Source organism: Streptomyces nymphaeiformis, from assembly GCF_014203895.1.
Classification (GTDB): domain Bacteria; phylum Actinomycetota; class Actinomycetes; order Streptomycetales; family Streptomycetaceae; genus Streptomyces; species Streptomyces nymphaeiformis.
In genome coordinates, this window is the sequence record NZ_JACHJY010000010.1 from 91,787 (window position 1) to 111,531 (window position 19,745).

At 74.4% G+C, this 19,745-nt stretch carries 11 protein-coding genes; 8 read left to right on the top strand and 3 right to left on the bottom strand.

The window, feature by feature from the left end; translation table 11 throughout:
• Positions 1 to 22 precede the first annotated feature (22 nt).
• The 8 genes from GGE06_RS31465 to GGE06_RS31500 all read left to right on the top strand — a co-directional run bounded on the left by GGE06_RS31465 (position 23) and on the right by GGE06_RS31500 (position 10,591).
• On the top strand, positions 23 to 2,107 hold the full coding sequence (locus tag GGE06_RS31465) for a right-handed parallel beta-helix repeat-containing protein (protein WP_184932419.1): 2,085 nt from the start codon (positions 23 to 25) through the stop codon (positions 2,105 to 2,107).
• 125 nt (positions 2,108 to 2,232) lie between these two features.
• Positions 2,233 to 3,099 (top strand): hypothetical protein, encoded by an 867-nt coding sequence (locus GGE06_RS31470; protein ID WP_376773610.1) that lies wholly within the window; start codon positions 2,233 to 2,235, stop codon positions 3,097 to 3,099.
• The gene (locus GGE06_RS31475; protein ID WP_221518732.1) at positions 3,096 to 4,412 is read left to right on the top strand and encodes a hypothetical protein; all 1,317 of its coding nucleotides are present in this window, start codon (positions 3,096 to 3,098) and stop codon (positions 4,410 to 4,412) included. Before GGE06_RS31470 ends, GGE06_RS31475 begins: the two co-directional genes overlap by 4 nt.
• A gap of 60 nt (positions 4,413 to 4,472) precedes the next feature.
• Positions 4,473 to 5,135 (top strand): TetR/AcrR family transcriptional regulator, encoded by a 663-nt coding sequence (locus GGE06_RS31480; protein WP_116161810.1) that lies wholly within the window; start codon positions 4,473 to 4,475, stop codon positions 5,133 to 5,135.
• A 74-nt stretch (positions 5,136 to 5,209) separates the two neighbouring features.
• Positions 5,210 to 7,408 (top strand): molybdopterin-dependent oxidoreductase, encoded by a 2,199-nt coding sequence (locus GGE06_RS31485; RefSeq protein ID WP_184932420.1) that lies wholly within the window; start codon positions 5,210 to 5,212, stop codon positions 7,406 to 7,408.
• A gap of 157 nt (positions 7,409 to 7,565) precedes the next feature.
• A complete protein-coding gene (locus GGE06_RS31490) occupies positions 7,566 to 8,984 on the top strand; it encodes a CitMHS family transporter (protein ID WP_184932421.1) in 1,419 nt (472 codons plus the stop codon).
• A gap of 166 nt (positions 8,985 to 9,150) precedes the next feature.
• Positions 9,151 to 9,867, top strand: coding sequence for a hypothetical protein (locus GGE06_RS31495; protein WP_184932422.1), 717 nt, complete (start codon positions 9,151 to 9,153; stop codon positions 9,865 to 9,867).
• Positions 9,854 to 10,591 carry a class F sortase gene (locus GGE06_RS31500; RefSeq protein WP_116161813.1) on the top strand — a complete coding sequence of 246 codons (738 nt, stop codon included), beginning with the start codon at positions 9,854 to 9,856 and terminating at the stop codon, positions 10,589 to 10,591. The genes GGE06_RS31495 and GGE06_RS31500 overlap by 14 nt, the downstream gene beginning before the upstream one ends.
• A gap of 171 nt (positions 10,592 to 10,762) precedes the next feature.
• Here GGE06_RS31500 and GGE06_RS31505 read toward each other — a convergent pair whose 3' ends face one another.
• From GGE06_RS31505 to GGE06_RS31515, 3 genes are all read right to left on the bottom strand, one after another.
• Complete coding sequence (locus GGE06_RS31505) at positions 10,763 to 14,125, bottom strand: ATP-binding protein (protein ID WP_184932423.1); 3,363 nt, start codon at positions 14,123 to 14,125, stop codon at positions 10,763 to 10,765.
• Positions 14,126 to 14,262: 137 nt separating this feature from the next.
• Positions 14,263 to 17,130 carry a PQQ-binding-like beta-propeller repeat protein gene (locus GGE06_RS31510; RefSeq protein ID WP_184932424.1) on the bottom strand — a complete coding sequence of 956 codons (2,868 nt, stop codon included), beginning with the start codon at positions 17,128 to 17,130 and terminating at the stop codon, positions 14,263 to 14,265.
• Positions 17,130 to 19,676: a S8 family serine peptidase gene (locus GGE06_RS31515; protein WP_184932425.1), complete on the bottom strand. Its 2,547-nt coding sequence runs from the start codon at positions 19,674 to 19,676 to the stop codon at positions 17,130 to 17,132. The genes GGE06_RS31510 and GGE06_RS31515 overlap by 1 nt, the downstream gene beginning before the upstream one ends.
• Between the last annotated feature and the right edge of the window lie 69 nt (positions 19,677 to 19,745).

Consider the following 19,745-nt stretch of genomic DNA (forward strand, 5'->3'; position numbering starts at 1 on the left):
ACAGTGCTCTACTCTCTCGCGCATGTCGTGGACCTCGTGGACCCGAAGATTCGTCTCCGTGCTCTCGGTCGTGCTCGTGGCGCTCGCCGCGGCCCTGTTCACCGCTCCCCTCGCCCAGGCCCACGAGGAGCGGCCCGTCACCCTCCCCGACGGAACCGGCAGCGTGCCGGAACTCCGCACCGGCGAACCCGACCTCCTCGTCTGCAAGACCGACCGCGCCGACTTCGAACGCCGGATCTCCGGCTTCCCGGCCGCCCTCAAGGCCCGCAACCTCGCCCTCTTCGAACGCTGCACCCGCACCGGCCACCGCCACCTCCAGCAGGCCGTCGACGCCGTCGACCGGCCCGGCCTCACCATCGCGGTCCTCCCCGGCCTCTACGAGGAGGAGCCCTCCCTGCCGCCGCCCACCGGCGCCTGCGCCGGGCTCAAGGCCCGCAAGTCCGCACTCGGCTACCAGATCCTCAGCTACGCCCAGCAGCGGCAGTGCCCGCACAACCAGAACCTCGTCGCGATCCTCGGCAAGAAGAACCTCCAGATCGAAGGCACCGGCGCCTCCCGCCTCGACGTCGTCATCGACGCCAAGTACCAGAAACTCAACGCCATCCGCGCCGACGGCTCCGACGGCGTCTACTTCCGCAACTTCACCGCCCAGCGCACCACCTTCAACTCCCTGTACGTGCTCGCCGCCGACGGCTTCGTCATCGACGACGTCCTCACCCGCTGGAACGACGAGTACGGCTTCCTGACCTTCGCCTCCGACCACGGCCTCTACAAGAACTGCGAGTCCTACGGGAACGGCGACTCCGGCATCTACCCCGGCTCGGCCTCGAACATCAACGACGGTTACGGCTACGACGTCCCCCGCTACTCCATCGAGATCACCGGCTGCCGCAGCCACCACAACATGGTCGGCTACTCCGGCACCGCCGGAGACTCGGTCTGGGTCCACGACAACGAGTTCGACCACAACATGGGCGGCGCCTCCATGGACTCCGCCTTCCCCGGCCACCCCGGACTCCCGCAGAACCACGCCCGCTTCGAACGCAACCTGATCCACGACAACAACCAGAACTACTACCCCAACGTCGCCGACGGCACCTGCGCCAAGCCGCCCGTCGACCGCGGCTACGAACAGGGCGTCGTCTGCCCCCAGATCTCCATGCCGCCCGGCACCGGCATCATCACCGCCGGCGGCAACTGGAACCTCTACGAGAACAACTGGGTCTACGGCCACCAGCGCGCCGCCTTCTTCCTCAGCGCCGTCCCCGCCTTCATCCGCGGCGAGTCCGCCTGGGGCAAGCAGACCGACACCTCCCACCACAACCGCTACGCCGGCAACCACCTCGGCGTCGACAAGGCCGGCCACGCCCGCCCCAACCGCACCGACGTCTGGTGGGACGGCCAGGGCGGCGGCAACTGCTGGCAGTCCGACGCCGGCCCCACCACCCCCGGCTCCTTGCCCGCCTGCGGGACCCGCCGCGGCGACGTCTCCGGCTCCACCGACCGGCTCGTCGGCGAACCCGTCAAACTCGCCCAGCTCCTCGTCTGCGCCGACTACAACGTCCAGGCGCGCCGTCTCCCGGCAGGCTGCGACTGGTACGGCGCCCGGGGCCTCCAGCGCGTCGAGACCCAGCTCGCCCTCGCCGGCGCCCTCGTCCTCGCCCTCGTCGGCGGCGCCCTCTGGTGGCGGCGCCTCCGCGGCAACCGGCTCGCCGGCGCGGCCGCCCTCCTCGGCCTCGCGGGCCTCGCCCTCGACGTCGCCGGCTCGACCCTCGCCCTCACCCCGACCGTCCTCCCCTCCGTCGCGCTGCTCCTCATGGGTGCCTGGTGGACCCTCACCGGCCTCGCCCTGCGCCCCACCCGCCCCGTCTTCGCCTGGACCACGGTGGCCCTCGGCGCCCTCACCCTCCTCGACGCCTTCGACAAGGCGGTCCTCATGCTCCCCGGCATCCCCGTCAGCCCCGCCTGGCTCCGCCTCCTGCTCGGCATCGTCTGGGTCCTGTGGGCAGTGACCGCCGCGGGCACGCGCACCCCGCGCCCGACAGAGCCCCCGGCCGAACCCCCGACGGAGCCTCCGGCCGCCCACCCGGAAGAGGCGACGGCATGAGGGCCCGGCGAGCCGAGGGGCCCTCGGGTGCCGCCGGACCCGTGCCCGGACCCGTGCCCGGACCCGTGCCCGGACCCGCACCCGCACTCGTGCCCGGACCCGCACCCGCACTCGTGCCCGTGCCCGTGGCAGCACCCGCGCGCGCTGCCACGGCATCCGCGCGCGCCGCCCTCCGCCCGGTCGGAGCCGTACGCCCCCTCGTCGCCCTCGTCGCCGCCGCCCTGCTCCTCGTGGGCTGCGGCGGCCGGGCCACCACCCATCACAAGCCCGGCACCAGCCACCAGGAGGCCACCGGCAGCAGCGGCACCCTGCTCGCGGCCCGGGACGAGGACGGGCACCGGCTCCGTGAACTCCCCGCGGCGGACGCGCCCACCGTCAGGGTCGAGGCCCGCCCCGACTCCGAGGGCGGCTGGAACGTCCACCTCACGGTGGAGAGGTTCCGCTTCACCCCGGAGAGCACCGGCGGCGCGGCCCTCCCGGGCCGGGGCCACGCCCGCCTCCTCGTCGACGGCCGGGAGACCGCCCGCCTGTACGGCCCCTGGGGCTACGTGCCCCCGGGCGCCCACACCCTGACCGTCCGGCTCCACGCGGACGACCACACCGTCTGGGCCGTCGCCGGCGCCCCCGTCCAGGCCACCGTCCGCCTCGGCGCCACCCCCGCCACCGCGGCCCCCTCCTCCGCCCCGGCCGCGTCCGCCTCCGCCCCGCCGAGCACCGCGCCCACCGACCCGGGCCGGACCGTCACCCTCGCCATCACCGGAACGACCGTCCAACCACCTCCCTCCCGCATCGAGTTGAAGAAAGGCGAGCGCCTCACCCTCCGTATCACCGGCGATCGCGCCGACACCGTCCATGTGCACGGCTACGACCGTGAACTCCCCCTCTCTCCCGGCACCCCAGCGACGCTCACCCTCACCGTCGACCGCACCGGTCTCTTCGAGGTCGAGACGCACGAGTCCGGACTCGTGCTGACCCAACTCGTCGTCCGATGACGGCCGTCGCCCCCGCCCACGCCGCGGCCCCCGCCCACGCCGAACCCCTCTGGCTCCCGCTCGCCCACGGCGTGGGCTCCCAGCGCGACCTTCCCCTCTCTCCCTTCTACGCGTACGCCGGCGCCTTCACCGCCCTCCTCGTCTCCTTCCTCGCCCTCGGCCTGCTCTGGTCCTCCTCCCGCTTCCGCGGCGACCTCTCCGGCCGCCCGCTCCCCGCCGCCCTCCAGCGGCTCGCCGACGCCCCCGCCACCCGAACCGCCCTCCGGCTCCTCGGCGTCGCCGCCGCCGTCCTCTTCCTGTTCCACCTCCTCCTCGGCCCCGACGACCCGGACCGCAACCCGGCGCCCGGCGCCCTCTACGTCCTCCTCTGGGTCGGACTCGTCCCCGCCTCCCTCCTCCTCGGCCCCGTCTGGCGCCTCCTCAACCCCCTGCGTGCCCTCCACGCCCTCCGCCCGCCCCGGAACCCACGCCCCCTGCCTGCCGCGCTCGGCATCCGCCCCGCCGCCGCCGGACTCCTCCTCTTCACCTGGCTGGAGCTCGTCGCCCCCGACAACACCTCCACCACCACCCTCCTGACCGCCCTCGCCGTCCACATCGCCGTCCAACTCCTGGGCGCCGCCCGGTACGGCGACCGGTGGTTCGCCCACGCCGACCCCTTCGAGGCGTACTCCTCCCTTCTCGCCCGGCTCTCCCCCCTCGGCCGCCGCGCCGACGGCCGACTGGTCCTGCGCTCCCCCTTCCACGGCCTCGACTCCACCCCGCACACCCCCGGACTCGTCGCCACCGTCTGCGTCCTCCTCGGCTCCACCGCCTACGACGGCCTCTCCGACAACCCCCGCTGGATCACCACCCTCCAGACCTCCTCCCTCGGCCCCGTCCCCACCGCCACGCTCGGCCTCCTCGCCGCCGTCGCCCTCGCCGCCTCCTGCTACGGCCTCTGCGCCGGCGCCCTGCGCCTGATGAACCCCGCACTCACCACTCCGCTCACCTCCTTCGCCCACTCGCTCCTGCCCATCGCCCTCGGCTATCTCGTGGCCCACTACTTCTCACTTCTCGTGACCGAAGGACCACGTACCGTCATCTTGGCAGGGGGCACTGACAACGCCCCCTCGCCCGCTCCACCACTGGGTCCCGGGGGCCTCGCCACCCTCCAGGTCGTCGCGATCGTCACCGGTCACGTCCTCGGTGTCGTCGCCGCGCACGACCGGTCCGTGCGCCTCTTCCCGCCCGCCCGGGCCGTCGCCGGCCAACTCCCGCTGTTCGCGCTGATGATCGCGTACACCCTCGGCGGCATCGGCCTGCTGATCGCCTGACCGCCGGAGCGCCCCGCCCACCCCACCGACCGATCGCCTCATCCCGACCGGAGCGGCATCATGGACCCCGTGCCCCAGACCCGCCCCCGAACCCAGCCGGCGCTCCGCCGCGCCCCCGTGCAGCAGCGCAGCGCCGAGCGGCTGGCCCGGATCCTCGACGCCTGCGCCGTACTCCTCGACGAGACCGGGTACGAACAGCTGAGCACCCGCGCCGTCGCCGCCCGTGCGGGCGTCCCCATCGGCTCCGTCTACCGCTTCTTCGGCAACAAACGGGCGATGGTCGCCGCCCTCGCCCACCGGAACCTCGACCGGTACGCCGAGCGGGTCTCGGAGCGGCTCGCCGGGGCTCCGATCCTCGACGCGCTCGGTGCCATCGACGGCGTCCTCGACGAGTTCATCGAGATGAAGCGGACCGTGCCCGGGTTCGCGCTCGTCGACTTCGGGCTGCCCGCCGCCGCACCCGGAGAGGCCGCGGCGGACGGCACGGCCGAAGCCGCCGCCGAGGACCCCAACCGGCTCGTCGCCGAACGGATCTGCGCGCTCCTCGCCACCCACCTGGGCCGCGCCGCGGACGAGGAGCTGCACCGGAAGGTGCTCGTCGGCGTCGAGACCGCCGACGCCCTCGTCCGGCTGGCCTTCCGCGTGGACCCTGCGGGGGACCCGGCGCTCGTCGCCGAGACGCGGTGTCTGCTCCACGCGTACCTGGCGCCCTCGCTCTCGTAGCCCCGCGCGACCCCTCCCGCCCGTGCCTACCGGTCGGTAGGCTCGGCGTCACCCGACGCACCCAGGGAGACGCCATGTCCACCGCCCTGCGCATCTGCCCCCTCTGCGAAGCGACCTGCGGTCTCGCCCTGACGCTCGACGGGAGCCGCGTCACCGGGGCGCGCGGCGACCGCGAAGACGTCTTCAGCAAGGGGTTCATCTGCCCCAAGGGGGCCTCCTTCCCCTCCATCGACGCCGACCCCGACCGGCTCCGCGCCCCGATGGTCCGCAAGGACGGCAGGCTCCAGGAGGCCACCTGGACCGAGGCGTTCGACACGATCGCCGCCCGAATCCGGCCGCTCATCGAGGAGTACGGCCCGGACTCCGTGGGTATCGTCCTGGGCAACCCCAATGCGCACACAATCGCCGGCGCCCTCTACCCGCCCCTGCTGATAGCCGCGTTGCGCACCCGGAACCTGTTCACGGCCTCCACGCTCGACCAGATGCCCAAGCACGTCTCCAGCGGCCTGCTCTTCGGGGATCCCTTCGCCGTCCCCGTGCCCGACCTGGACCGCACCGACCACCTGCTGATCCTCGGAGCCAACCCGCTGGACTCCAACGGCAGCCTGTGCACCGCCCCCGACTTCCCCGGCAGGCTGAAGGCGCTGCGCCGGCGCGGCGGGACCCTCACCGTCGTCGACCCCCGGCGCACCCGCACCGCCCGCCTCGCCGACCGGCACGTCGCGATCCGCCCCGGCGCCGACGCGCTGCTCCTCGCCGCCCTCGTCCACACCCTCTTCGACGAGGAGCTCACCGACCTCGGCCCGCTCGCCGCCCACGTGGAGGGCGTCGAGGAGGTACGGGCCGCGGTGCGGGAGTTCAGCCCCGAGGCCGTCGCACCCGCCTGCGACGTGGACGCGGACACCATCCGCGCCCTCGCCCGGGAGCTCGCCGCCGCGCCCACCGCCGCCGTCTACGGGCGGATGGGCAGCTCCACCGTGGAGTACGGCAGCCTCGCCAACTGGCTCGTCGACGTCCTCAACGTCCTCACCGGCAACCTCGACCGGCCCGGCGGCGCGCTCTTCCCGCTCTCCGCGACCACGCCCGCCCCGCGCCCCGCAGGACCGGGCAGGGGCTTCGCCCTCGGCCGCCGGCACAGCAGGGTCTCGCACCACCCCGAGGTCAAGGGCGAGTTGCCGCTCGTCGCCCTCGCCGAGGAGATCGAGACGCCGGGGGAGGGGCGCATCCGCGCGGTGATCACCGTCGCCGCGAACCCCGTCCTCTCCGCGCCCGACGGGGACCGCCTCGACGCGGCCCTGGACTCCCTCGACCTGATGGTCGCCGTCGACCCGTACCTCAACGAGACCACCCGCCACGCCGACGTCCTGCTGCCCCCGCCGCCGCCCTCCCGGAGCGCCCACTTCGACTTCGCCTTCAACTCCTTCGCCGTCCGCGACCAGGCCCGCTACACGCCGGCGGCCGTCCCCCTCGAGGCGGACCGCATGGACGAGTGCGAGATCCACGCCCGGCTGATCCTCGCCGTGACCGGGATGCACGGCGCCCCGCCGTCCGCCGTCGACGACCTCGCCATCGACACCACCCTCGCCAAGGCCGTGACGCAGGAGCACTCGCCTGCGTACGGCGCGGACCCCAAGGAGTTCGCCGCCGGGCTCTCCGGGGCCGGCGGAGCCGAGCGGCGGCTCGACCTGATGCTGCGGCTCGGCCCGTACGGCCTCACCCTCGACGAGCTGAAGGCGCACCCGCACGGCATCGACCTCGGGCCGCTGAAGCCGCGCCTGCCCGCGCTCCTCAAGACCCGCAGCGGACGGATCGAGCTGTTCCCGGAGCCCCTCGCCGCCGACCTGCCCCGGCTCCGGGCCGCCCTCGACGCCGTACCGGAGCCGGGAACCCTCCAGCTCGTCGGGCGCAGGCACCTGCGCTCGAACAACAGCTGGCTGCACAACACGCCGACCCTGGGCGGAGGTTCGAACCGCTGCACCCTCCAGGTGCACCCCCGGGACGCGGAGCGGCTCCGGCTGGCCGACGGCGGGATCGCCCGCGTGAAGGGGGAGGGCGGCGAGCTGGAGGTGCCGGTGGAGGTCACCGATAGCGTGCGGCCGGGCGTCGTCAGCCTCCCGCACGGCTGGGGTCACGACCGGCCGGGCACCCGGCTCGCCGTCGCGTCCGCGCGCCCCGGCGTCAACGTCAACCAGCTGCTCGACGGCTCCCGGATCGACCCCCTCTCCGGGACCGCCGTCCTGAACGGCTTCCCCGTGGAGGTGTCACCCCTGTAGGTCGCCTCCAGGTCGGTTGCGCAAGCACCCCCGCCGTGACCTGGGGTTTTGCTCGTATTGCTCACGCGTCAACATCTTGTTAACGGCAGAAGGGGGCACCTACCGTCATCCGGACCGCCGCTCGGCGGGGTTCAAGGGTGAACGTGAGGTGTCCTCCATGCTGACCGTCCTCGGCTTCGCCATGATCGCGACCTTCCTGGTCCTGATCATGCTGAAAAAAATGTCGCCGATCGCGGCGCTCGTGCTGATTCCCGCGCTGTTCTGCGTCGCGGTCGGGCAGGGGGCCCAGCTCGGCGACTACGTCATCGAAGGAGTCGGCAAGCTGGCGCCGACGGCCGCGATGCTGATGTTCGCGATCGTCTACTTCGGCGTCATGATCGACGTCGGCCTCTTCGACCCGATCGTCCGGGGCATCCTGCGCTTCTGCAAGGCCGACCCCGTGCGCGTGGTCGTGGGTACGGCGGTGCTCGCCGCGATCGTCTCCCTGGACGGCGACGGTTCCACCACCTTCATGATCACCGTCTCGGCGATGTATCCGCTGTACAAGCGGCTCAAGATGAGCCTGGTGGTCATGACGGGTGTCGCCGCCACGGCCAACGGCGTCATGAACACCCTGCCGTGGGGCGGTCCCACCGCCCGCGCCGCGACCGCGCTCAAGCTCGACGCCGCCGACATCTTCGTGCCGATGATCCCCGCGCTCGGCGTGGGCCTGCTCTTCGTCTTCGTCCTGGCGTACGTGCTCGGGCGCCGTGAGCGCAAGCGCATCGGCTACCTGACCCTCGACGAGGCGCTGGTCCCCGAGACCGAGACCGTACTGGTCGCGGCGGGCGGCAAGGGCAAGGGCAAGGGCGAGGGCAAGGGCGGGAAGGCCGTCGGCGCCGGCGGCGACGCGTCCGGCGCGCAGGCCGGTACGGGCGCCGGTGAGGGCGACGGCTTCCAGGGTCTCGACCCGAAGCGTGCGACGCTCCGCCCCAAGCTGTACTGGTTCAACGCCGGCCTCACGGTGGCGCTGCTCGCCGCGATGATCCTCGAACTGCTGCCGATCCCGGTGCTGTTCCTCCTCGGTGCCGCCCTCGCGCTCACCGTCAACTACCCGAAGATGGACGACCAGAAGGCGCGCCTCGCCGCCCACGCGGACAACGTCCTCAACGTCGCCGGCATGGTCTTCGCCGCCGCCGTCTTCACCGGTGTCCTCACCGGTACGGGCATGGTCAAGCACATGGCCGACTGGCTCGTCGGTGCGATCCCCGCCGGCATGGGCCCGCACATGGCCCTGGTGACCGGCGTGCTGAGCCTCCCGCTCACGTACTTCATGTCGAACGACGGCTTCTACTTCGGCGTGCTGCCGGTCCTCGCGGAGGCGGGTGCCGCGCACGGTGTGTCGCCCCTGGAGATCGCCCGCGCCTCGCTGGTCGGCCAGGCCCTGCACATGTCGAGCCCGCTGGTGCCCGCCGTGTACGTCCTCGTCGGCATGGCGAAGGTGGAGTTCGGCGACCACACCAGGTTCACGGTGAAGTGGGCCGCCCTGACCTCGCTGGTCGTGCTGGCGGCCGGGATCCTCTTCGGGATCATCTGACCCGGCCGGCCCGGGCCCCCGTCACCCGTGGTGCGGGGGAGTGAGCCGGACGAGTGGAAGTCGGAGGGTGGCGCGCCGGGTCGCCACCCTCCGTGTCCCTGTTGTGACAGATAGTCGGATTATCGCAGTAAGTATCCGATGAATTCACGACTGGAGGACCTCCGTCATGACGACACCCCCCACCCGCGCCCTGCTCCGCGCGGCGCTCGCCACCATGGCGCTCAGCGCCGTCACCCTCGGGGGTGCCCCGGCGGCCTTCGCCGCGCCCGGTGACAACGGCGACGTCAAGGTGCACCGGCAGGGCACCCCCGACAGCAGCCAGGCCAACGAGCCCCAGGTCGGATGCGTCTTCCGCTTCGCCGCCTTCAACTTCGACGGTCTGCAGAGCATCCAGTGGAACATCTACGAGCAGCCGGGCCTGCCGGGCAACCAGGATCCGTCGCTGAAGAACGGCAGCATCGCCATCGACAGCAACGGTGACGGGCACACGGACGACATCACCGGCCTGGCGAGCGGCATGTACAAGGTCGAATGGACCTGGGTGGGGCAGAACGGCGCCGCGAAGTCCAAGGTCTTCCGGGTGAACTGCGACAACGGCAACGGCGGGAACGGCAACGGAGGCAACGGGAACGGAGGAAACGGCAACGGCGGGAACGGCAACGGCGGGAACGGGAACGGCGGGAACGGCAACGGAGGCAACGGCGGCGGCCACGGGCACAAGCCCCACGGCCCGGTCGGCGCGGGCGGCGGCGGCAGCGCGCAGCTCGCCGCCGAGGACTCCTCCGCCTTCGGCGTCGGGGCGGCCGTCGCCGCCGGCCTCGCCGGCACGGCCGGACTCGTCCTGATCCGCCGCTCGCGCCGCCGCGACAATGGCGCCGCGTAGGTCCCGCTTCACGCGCAGGCAGCGGCGCCTGCTCCGGCTCGCCAGGACCGTGGCGGTGACCACGGCCATGGTGACCGGAGGCATCTGGTGGGCCGGTGACGGGGAACCGGCCGACCCGCCGCTCGCCGCCGCCCCGGCCGCCCACGGCCGGGTCGGTCCGGCGGCCGGAGCGCCCGCCGCCCTGGCCCACAGGGCGAAGCCCCGGTCCGTGCCCAAGGCCACGCCCGCGCCGCGGCCCGCGCCCGCCCCCGCACCGATGGCCCGGTCGCGTCCCGTCACCGTCGCCGTCCCGGCCATCACCATCGAGGCCCCCGTGATCGAGCTCGGCCTCGACGCCACCGGACGGCTCGGCACACCGCCCGTCGACGACCCCCGCGTCGTCGGCTGGTACGCCAAGGGGCCCACCCCCGGCGAACGCGGCACCGCCGTCGTCGTCGGCCACCGCGACACCCGCACCGGGCCCGCCGTCTTCCTCAACCTCAACTCGCTCAGCCAGGGCAACACCGTCCGGGTCGCCCGAGCCGACGGCAAGGTCGCCGTCTTCACGGTCGACCGCGTCGAGACGTACGCCAAGAACGACTTCCCCGACAAGGAGGTGTACGGAGACACCGGGCGGCCCGAGCTGCGGTTGCTCACCTGCGGCGGAGCCTTCGACCGGGGCAAGGGCTACGAGGCGAACATCGTGGTCTTCGCCCACCTCACCGAGATCGCCCAGAAGATCTGACCGCCGGCTCCCGGGCCCCACGGCCCGGCCCGCCGAACCCGCACACGAACCCACGCCCCGCCCGACGGACCCAGCCGCTCCGCCGACCGGGGCGTGCGGCGTCCCCGGGGTTCGGAGCCATGAGGTTTCGGCCGCCCCCCGGAGCCGACCCCCGGTCCGGAGAAGCCCCGTTCAGTCCATCAGGGGCCCGGTGCGTGCCGCGTGGCCGTCCGGCCCGCTCACCCCGCGCGCCCACGCCACCCGCCGGGCGCCCGCCGGGTACGGCAGCGTCTCCGCCAGATCCGCCGCGCTGTCGAATCCGGCCGCCGCCTCGCGCTCCCGGCCGAGTGCGGCCAGCGCGGCGGCGTGGACCGTACGGGCCTCCGTCTCCGCGAGGCGCTCACCGGCCCGCTCCGCGCGCTCCACCTCGTCCCCCGCCGTCCCGGCGGCCTCCCCGGCGCGCCCGCAGGCGAGGAGCGCCCAGGCCGTCAGATGCGCGACGCCGGTCTCCCGGCAGTCCGCGAGGAGCCGCAGCGCCTCCTCGGGCCTGCCCTCCCGTACGGCGAGCTCGGCCCGCGCCGAGCGCACCTCGTACAAGGCCTGGTGGTCGCCCTGGGCCAGGGCCGTCCGTTCGGCCGGATCGAGCAGTTCGCCGCCGCCCGGCTCGGCCGCCCGCATCCGTACCCGGGCGAGCGCCACCAGCGCGTACGGCGCGCACCACCCGGCGTGCGCATCGGCGTCCCGCACCGCCGTCTCGGCGAGCTCGCGGGCCTCGGCCACCTCCTCCACCAGCAGGTGGAGCTCCGCGAGGTTCGCCCGCTCGAACACCGTCGCCGTCGGATCGCCCGAGCGCTCCGCGAGCGCCAGCGCACGGCGGCCCGTGTCGATCGCCTCCCGCAGCCGCCCCGCCCGCCGGGCCGTCTCGCGCAGCACGGACAGCACCGAGGCGAGGAGTTGGGGATCGCCGTACGCCTCCGCGTGCGGAAGCGCCCGGTACGCGACCGGCCCCGCCTGCCCGAACCGGCCCGCGAGGCCCAGCGAGGTCGCCTGCGAGGCCAGCGCCCTGGCGAGCAGCCCGCGCCGCTCCGGTCCCGACACCGCCTGCGCCGCCTCCTCGGCGGCCCGCGCGGCGACGACGCCCTCCTCGTACCGGCCCGCCACGAAGCACAGCACCGCGCGGGACAGATGGTGGGCGCTCGCCACCGCCGCCGGGGTGTCCGGACCGGGCGGGCAGGCGTCGAGCAGCCGGAAACCGTCCTCCGTGCCGCGCGTCTTCGGAGTGAGCTCCGCGAGCCGCGCCGCAGCCAGGACACGGCCGTCCTCGTCCCCGCGCCGGCCCAGCTCCTCCCACGCCTCGCCGAGCAGCCGCGCAGCCTCCTCGAAGCGGCCGAGACGGCGCAGCACCGCGCTGCGGTCGATCCGGGCCCGCGCCGAGTCGGCGGCCAGGGCGTCGAGCCGGTCGGTGAGTTCGGCGTAGTAGCGGTCGGCGGTGTCGTTCGCGTAGAGCGCCGCCGCCCGCTCGGCGGCCTGCCGCAGATAGCCGGTGGCACGCGGGTCGTCGGCCCGGGTCAGGTGCGCGGCCAGGGCGTCCACGGCCTCGGGGCGGCGGCGGAGCACCGCCTCCGCGTACGCCGAGTGCAGCAGCCGGCGCCGGGCCGCCGACAGGCCCTCGTAGCAGGTGAGCCTGACCAGCGGATGGCGGAAGGCGAGGCCGGCCACCGGCCGGCCCTCGGACACCACCTGCCGCTCCTCCACCACCGAGGCGGCGACGGCCGCCTCCACGGCCTCCGTGGCCTCGGCGGCCGACAGCCGCGGATGGCCGCCGTGCCGGGCCACGTCCAGGACCTCGGTGAGGGCCGCGTCCTGACCGGCGACCGCGACCGCGTCGACCACCCGGCGGGCCGCAGGGCCGAGCCGGCCGAGACGCTCGGCCACCAGCTGGCGCACGCCCTCCGGAGCGCCGGCCCGGCCCTCCCCGTCCCGTACGGCGCGGGCCAGTTCGAGGGCGAACAGCGGATTTCCGAGGGACAGCTCCCACACCCGCTCGGGGACGGCGCTCCCGGCGCCCAGCGCGTCGGCCGTCAGCGCCAGACAGGCCTCGCGGGAGAGCCGCGGCAGCTCGACCGCGACCGCCAGCGACTGACGGATCAGCAGGTCGAGGACCTGGCGGCGCGGATCGGCGGCGGGAAGTTCCTCCGGGCGGACAGTGGCGAGAAATCGCCAAGCCCTTCCCCCCTCCCGCGCCCGCCGGGCAAGATGGCCGAGGAGCTGGAACGAGCCCGCGTCCCCCGCGTGGAGGTCGTCCAGCACCACCATCACGGGCCGCTCCGCCGCCAGTTCTCCGAGCAGCCCGGCCGTCGCCCGGAACAGCCGGTCCCGCTCCTCCTCGGGACTGCGCCCACTCCTGGCGGGCACCCGCCCCAAGGACGGCAGGAGCGCCGCCAGTTCGGGATACTCCGCCCCCGTCCTGGCCCGCTCCCCGGTCGAGCGGCCGGCCAGCCAGCCGTCCAGCGCCTCGGCGAACGGGCCGTACGGCGTGTGCCCCTCCGCGTCGTGGCCCGCGCCCCACAGCACGGCCGTGCCCTCGGCGGCCGCCCGCCGGGCCGCCTCCCCGGCCAGCCGGGTCTTGCCGAGCCCGGCCTCCCCGGTGAGCAGAAGGACGGGTGGGGAGCCGGCGGCGAGCAGCCGGGCGAGCAGTCCGTCCCGGCCGCGCAGCGGAGCGCCGGGCGGCCGGCGCACCACGGCCGGCAGCGTGGGGCCCATCGACCGGGAGGCCGGTGGGGGAGTGGCGAGCGCCGCCCGGTGCAGGCGCTCGGTCTCCGGGCCGGGCCGTACGCCGAACTCCTCGTCCAGCGCCTCCCGGCACAGGTGGTACTGGGCGACCGCCCGACGGCGCAGCCCCTGCCGGACGTACGCCTCGATCAGGAGCCGGTGCGCCTCCTCCTCGGCCGGGGCCGCCGCCAGGACCTGCTCGGCCGCGGCCACCGCCTCCTCGGGGCAGTCGGCCGCCAGATGGGCGGCGGCCAGCGCGACCAGGGTGCGTTCCCGCAGGGCGGTCAGCCGCTCACGGCGGGGCTCCGCCCAGGGCGCGTAGCGGTCCTCGGGCAGCAGGTCGCCCGTGAACGCCTCCACGGCGGCGGCGAGTCCGGCGCGCCCGCCGTGGGCGAGCGCCGCCTCCGCGAGGGCCTCGGCCTCGTCGGCGTCGATCCGTACCGTCCGCGGATCGAGGCGCAGCAGCGCGCCCTCGCCCGTCAGATAGGAGGAAGCCGCCCGGGGTGCCAGCTCGGGTTCGATCGCCCGGCGGGCCGCGTGGAGCGCCACCCGCAGACTGCCCAGCGCGGCCTGCGGATCCGCGTCCGGCCAGCAGATCTCCAGCGCCTGCTCACGGTGGAGACTGTGTCCGGGGGAGACCGCGAGCAGCTTCACCAGCGTCCGGGCGCTCGGGCGCGGCCACCGCTCGGAGAGCGGCGGCCCGCCGTCCCGGTCCACCCGGAACCCGCCGAGGAGATGCACCCGCAGCACCGGAGGTGCGCCCGCTGGTATGTCTGCGCTCATGAGGGCGCCCACTGTAATGGGTGGCCCGTGCACCGGAATGGTGCGGTCCAGAGAAATCCCGAGGCCCCCGCCCGGTGGTCCGGACGGGGGCCTCAGGGGGAGTTCCGTCCCCCGACGGTCGGTTGCCCGGCAGCCTGCTACCCGGCGGTCAGACGGCCCGTCACCATGCCGTGCAGCTGGTCGTCCAGGAGCAGGTAGCGGCCGCCGGACAGTTCGATCGTCCGGTCGAAGCCCGTGTCGTCCTTGCCCAGGCCGACGACCTCGTCGACCCCGTCGCCGTCGAGGTCCGCGACGACCAGGTTCTGCGTCGCGTAACCGCCCAGCTTCGTCAGGTGGTTCGGGTAGTTCTGGCCGCCCGTGAGCACCGCCGGGTCCCACACGTACACCGCGCCCTCGGTGCCGCCGACGACCAGCCGCCGCCCGCCCGGGCCCGTGCCGAACTCCGCCCGGTGCAGGGTCGGCAGCGTGAAGACCGAGTACTCCTGCCCCTCCTCGGCGTACGTGTGCAGCGAGGCCGTGCCGGCGAGGACGAGGCCCTCGTCGCCGGTGAACCAGTTGCCGAGCGTCCAGGCCCCGCCGCCGGTCGCCGTGTGCACGACCTGCCCGGTGCGGACGTCGCGGAACTCGAAGTAGGTGAGCCAGAAGCCGCCCTCCCGGACGATCCAGGAGTACACGACCGCGTGCCCGTCGGCGTACGGGATGCCGGGCGAGGCGTACACCCCGTGGTAGAGCTGAGCCGCGTAGACCTTGGTGTCCGGGTCGCCCGTCCACGTCGGGTCCGCCGACCAGAGGACCTTGCCCGTACGGGCGTCCAGCGCCGTCCCGCCGACGGCGGCGGTCCCGTCGCTGACCCCGCGCGTCTGGTACGAGCCGAGGACCTTGCCCTCGGCGACGGCGAGGTCGGAGAAGACCAGGCCGGGCGCCGGCGCGTACTCCCAGAGCGGGTGCCCGTCGCCGCCGTAGGCGCGCACCGCGTCGGTCGGCACGAGGACCTCGTCGTCGCCGTCCCCGTCGAGGTCCCCGACCGTCACGGAGCGGACGAACCGCCCCTTGCCGTCGATGGTCCGGCGGACCCGGCCGGTGGCGGAGTCGACGACCACCGCCGCCGAGTCGGCCGCGACGACCAGGTCGTCGCGCCGGCCGTCGCCGTCGGTGTCGCCGATCCGGATGTCGCCCTGCACGGAGCCCGGGAGGGTGGTCTGCCACAGCAGCCGGGGCTTCCCGGCGGCGAGCGACGGCCCGTCGTAGGCCCACAGGCCCTGGGACTGGCCGCCGACGATCACGTCCTTGCGTCCGTCGCCGTTCACATCGGCCGCGAGGCCGGTGCTCAGGTTCGCCTGGAGCGGGGTGACGGAGGTCTGCCGGCCGCTGCCGAGGACGTACGAGCGGATGTTCTGCTCGTTGTCGACGGTGCGGACCCGCCACTCGTCGCCCTCGCGGTACGGCTGGGCGTAGATCGGGGAGGCGTCCGCGCCCTTGTGCTGCCAGCGCACCCTTCCGTCCGGGCCGTTGAACGCGGTCAGGGTGCCGAAGCGGGTGCCGCCCGGGTTGGCGGCGGTCTCCTTGCCCTCGGTGGTGAAGTAGGAGGCGAGGACCTTGCCGTCGGCGATCCGCAGTCCCAGCGCGGAGTCGCCGTCCTTGCCGTCGTCCGCGCCGCGCTTCACGGTGTGGGACCACAGCTCGGCCGCGTCGCCGCCGTCGAGGGCGCGGACGGTCGCGGTGTTGACGTACAGGTACTCGTCGAGCGTCGACTCGCTGATCGCGTACTCCGGCGCCCCGTCCCCGCGCAGCTGGCCGATCCGCAGCCCGGTCCCGAGCGCGTTGACCCGGGTGTCGAGGGTGGTGCGGGTGCCGTCGGCCGGGTCGTAGGCGGCGAGTTCGTACCGTACGCCGTCCCGGTGGTCCGCCTGCTCCAGGGCGACCAGCCGCCGGCGGGCCGGGTCGTAGGCGAGCCGGCGGGAGTACAGCGTGTCGTCCGTCCGCCAGACGACCGAGCCGTCCGCCGGGTCGAGGACGAGGGTGTGGCCCGCGGCCGGGGCCGTCGCGGTCTTCTTCACGTACCAGGAGACGGCGACGCGTCCGTCCGCGAGGGGGAGCGTGGAGCCCCACCGGCCGTCGCGCTGCCCCGTCTCGTACGTCCAGGTCGCCGACGGGGAGAGCCGCGTGCCGTCGTACGAGAAGCGGAACGCCCGGAGCGACGCGGTCGCGTCCTTCGCGGAGTTGAGGTTGGTCGAGGGCTGGTCGCCGACGAGCAGCGTGCCGCCGACGAGCGTGACCTGCTGGGCGTCGGCGAAGAGCTTCGACCACAGCGTCCGGCCCGTGGCGCCGTCGAGGACGGTGACGAAGGTGCCCGTGGAGAGCGGCGAACCGGGCGAGGTGAAGGGGCGGTACGGGCTGGTGCCGACGTCGGCGGTGAAGACGACGTCCGCGACGCCGTCGCCCGTCAGATCGCCCTGGGCCCAGCCCCGGTCGGAGCTGTCCGCGAACGGGCTGTTCGCGTGGAAGCCGGTGGTGATCCGCGCGGGGTACGGCTCGGTCTGCCACGGCCGGATGTTCCTGACCTGCCAGTCCGCGTAGAGCGAGGCGTTGTCCCGCTTCCAGACCGTGCGACCGTCCTCGGAGAGCCGGGTGACGGTACCGAGGCTGTGCACGGCGAGGAAGTCGCCGTGCCCGCCGTCGAGCTGCGCGGTGTCGGCCTGGCCCCGGTAGGTCTCCAGGACGGAGGCCTGGGTGAGGGCCACGCCGGCGGTCGTACCGGCGGTCTCTCCGGCAGCAGCCGTGAGGAGGGGTGCGGTGTCGTTCTGCGGCGTGACCGCGAGCGGCTCCGGCGCCTCGGCGCGCCGCTCCAGGGCGTCGGCCTGCGCGTCGGTGAGGATGCGGGCGCCGTCTGCGGCGACGGGTTCGCCGGTCGCGTGGGCGGCGGCCGCGGGGAGCGCGGTGAGCGCGAGGCCGGCCGCGACGAGGGCGGAGGCGAGGCGTACGCCGCGCCGGGAACGGTGGGTCATCACGCCGCCTTGGGGAAGATGCGGAGGGCCGAACGGTCCTTCAGGACCGGTTCGTCGAAGGAGTACTGCAGGGCGTCCGTCCCCGCCTGGTTCTCGATGCCGACGGTCGCGCTGCCGCCGGCCTCCAGGGGGTCGGTGCCGATCGACTGGTACTGGAGGACGACCGCGCCGGTCGCCTCCTCGAAGACGGCCTCGAAGGTGACGCGCTCGGTGGTGTCGGCGGCGAAGGCCGCGTTCTCCCAGACGATCGCGAACCTGCGCTGCCCGGCGGTCCCACTGGTCCCCGTCCTGACCGCCGACTTGGAGTCGAGGACCAGGTCGTCCCAGTACGCGGCGAGGACGCCGTTGGGCTGACCCGGGGAGGGCAGCGGGGTGTTGGCGTAGTCGCCGAGGCGCGGGGCGAGGAAGTTCACCAGGCCGTTGGTGGTGACGCTCGCCCGGTCGTACGTGACGCCGTAGAAGGAGACGGGGAAGGGCAGGGCGATCGTCTTCGCGTTCTCGTCGCCGGAGAGCGCGAGCTTCGTCGTCGCGGCGGTCCATGAGTACGCGGCGGGCAGGCAGCCGTTGCCGGACGCGTCGGTACGGGCGGGCAGCGCGGCCGTCACGTTCTCGTCGCCGTCCACGGCGAGGGCGGCCCGGTAGTCGCCGTTGCACAGGACGGGCGCGGCCGGGGTCGCCGTGAGGGTGAAGGAGCCCTCGGCGACGGCCGGGAAGCGGAAGGCGCCGGAGGCGTTGGTGACGGCCGGGGCGAGCGGCGCGTCCGTGAAGCGGACGGTCGCGCCCTTCAGGGGTTTTCCGGTGACGTCGAGGACGGTGCCGGTGACGGCGTGCGCGGGCACGGCGTCCAGGGCGAGGTCGTGGCCGAGGGCCTGGCCGGTGGTGACGGTGAGGCCGTTCTCGGTGAGGTCCCGGTAGCCGTAGCCGCCCGCGGTGAGGGTGTACGTGCCGGCGGCGAGCGTCAGCCGGTAGGAGCCGGAGGCGTCGCTGGTCACCGAGCGCCGGGACCCGCCGGGGGTGGCGGTCGCGGTGACGGTGACCCCGGCGAGCGGGGCGTCGGTGGCCCGGTCGGTGACCCTGCCGGTGACGGTGGCCGCGCTGTGCGGGGCGCGGTCCACGGCGGCGAGGACGTCCAGCTTGCCCTCGCCCCACACGTTGTTGGCGGCCGCGGTGCCGCCGCAGTGGGTGTCGTCGACGTCACGGGCCGAGGCGTTCAGGGCGGCCCGGGTGGCGTCGATGTCGCCGATGAGGGAGGGCGCCGAGGACCAGAGCAGGGCGACGGCGCCGGCGACGTGCGGGGTCGCCATCGACGTACCGGAGATCGCGCGGTAGAGGCCGCCGGGCCAGGAGGAGCGGACGTTCACGCCCGGGGCCGAGATGTTCGGCTTCGTCGAGCCGTCGACGAGGGAGGGGCCGAAGCCGGAGAAGTCGGCGATCTTCCCGTCGGCGTCGTAGGCGCCGACGCCGTAGGCCGGGGCCTGGGCGCCGGGGGCCTCGGTGGTGGAGCAGCTGACGCCGTTGCCGGAGTTGCCGGCGGCGAAGGCCTCGAAGATCCCGGCGGCGTTCCAGGACGTGATGATGTCCTGGTAGAAGGTGGTGTTCCCGCCGCCCCAGGAGTTGTTGACGATGTCGGGGGCGAGGTCGGGGCGCGGGTTCTGGCCGTTCCGGTCGGTCGGCGCGAGGATCCACTGGCCCGACCTGAGGAGTGCGGAGTCGGAGCAGCTGCGGGCCTCGCAGCCCTTGGCGGCGATCCACTTGGCGCCGGGGGCGACGCCGATGCCGCCCGCGCCGGCGATGGTGCCCATGGTGTGGGTGCCGTGGCCGTTGTTGTCGCAGGGGGTGCCGCCGGCGCACTGGCCGGTCGGGTCGTACCAGTTGTAGTCGTGGCTGAAGGTGCCGTCGCCGAGGTTGCCCCGGTAGTTGCCCTTCAGGGCCGGGTGGTCGAACTGCACGCCCGAGTCGACGTTGGCGACGACGATGCCCTCGCCGCGGTCGTCGTACTGCGACCAGACCTGGTCGGCCTTGATGTCCTTGACGCCCCACTCGGGGGTCGCCGCGTCCTCGGCGGCCGTGCCGCTGTTCTGCTCGACGGCGTCGAGGGCGTAGTGCCGCTCCTGGCGCAGCGCCGCCACGTCGGGGCGGGCGGCGAGCCGCTCCACGAGGGCCTTGCCGCCGGTGACCTTGACGGCGTTGGCGATCCAGTACGACTCGTAGCCGACCTTGGCCGCGTCGAGGAAGCGGGTGAGGGAGGCCTGGCTGCGGGCGGCCTCGGTGCGCAGCTCGTCGAAGGCGGCCCGGGCCTTCTTCTCGTGGCCGCGCTGGGCGCGGGCCCGGGAGAGGTCGGCGCGGTCGGCGAGGACCACGAAGAACGTGGCCTCGCCGCCGGTGTCGACGGCAGCGGTGACGCCGGGGTCGACGGTGGCGTGCGGGGCGGGTTCCGCCGTCGCGGCGGGCGCCGCGAGCAGGGCCGCGGCGGTGGCGGCGGCCGCGGCCCAGACGGTGGTGCCGCGCCGGAGGGGTGACCGGAGCGGTGAGCGGGGCGGGTGCATGTGGGTGGCTCCTCCATCGCTGGTACGGGGGGAAGCCGGCGCCCCGCCGTCGGACGGACCTCGGGGGAG

What these genes read in the sequence shown, in the direction of transcription:
- GGE06_RS31465 (WP_184932419.1), top strand. Translation starts at nt 23, where the DNA reads ATGTCGTGGACCTCGTGGACCCGAAGATTCGTCTCCGTGCTCTCGGTC.
- GGE06_RS31475 (WP_221518732.1), top strand. Translation starts at nt 3,096, where the DNA reads ATGACGGCCGTCGCCCCCGCCCACGCCGCGGCCCCCGCCCACGCCGAA.
- GGE06_RS31480 (WP_116161810.1), top strand. Translation starts at nt 4,473, where the DNA reads ATGGACCCCGTGCCCCAGACCCGCCCCCGAACCCAGCCGGCGCTCCGC.
- GGE06_RS31485 (WP_184932420.1), top strand. Translation starts at nt 5,210, where the DNA reads ATGTCCACCGCCCTGCGCATCTGCCCCCTCTGCGAAGCGACCTGCGGT.
- GGE06_RS31490 (WP_184932421.1), top strand. Translation starts at nt 7,566, where the DNA reads ATGCTGACCGTCCTCGGCTTCGCCATGATCGCGACCTTCCTGGTCCTG.
- GGE06_RS31495 (WP_184932422.1), top strand. Translation starts at nt 9,151, where the DNA reads ATGACGACACCCCCCACCCGCGCCCTGCTCCGCGCGGCGCTCGCCACC.
- GGE06_RS31500 (WP_116161813.1), top strand. Translation starts at nt 9,854, where the DNA reads ATGGCGCCGCGTAGGTCCCGCTTCACGCGCAGGCAGCGGCGCCTGCTC.
- GGE06_RS31505 (WP_184932423.1), bottom strand. Translation starts at nt 14,125, where the DNA reads ATGAGCGCAGACATACCAGCGGGCGCACCTCCGGTGCTGCGGGTGCAT.
- GGE06_RS31510 (WP_184932424.1), bottom strand. Translation starts at nt 17,130, where the DNA reads ATGACCCACCGTTCCCGGCGCGGCGTACGCCTCGCCTCCGCCCTCGTC.
- GGE06_RS31515 (WP_184932425.1), bottom strand. Translation starts at nt 19,676, where the DNA reads ATGCACCCGCCCCGCTCACCGCTCCGGTCACCCCTCCGGCGCGGCACC.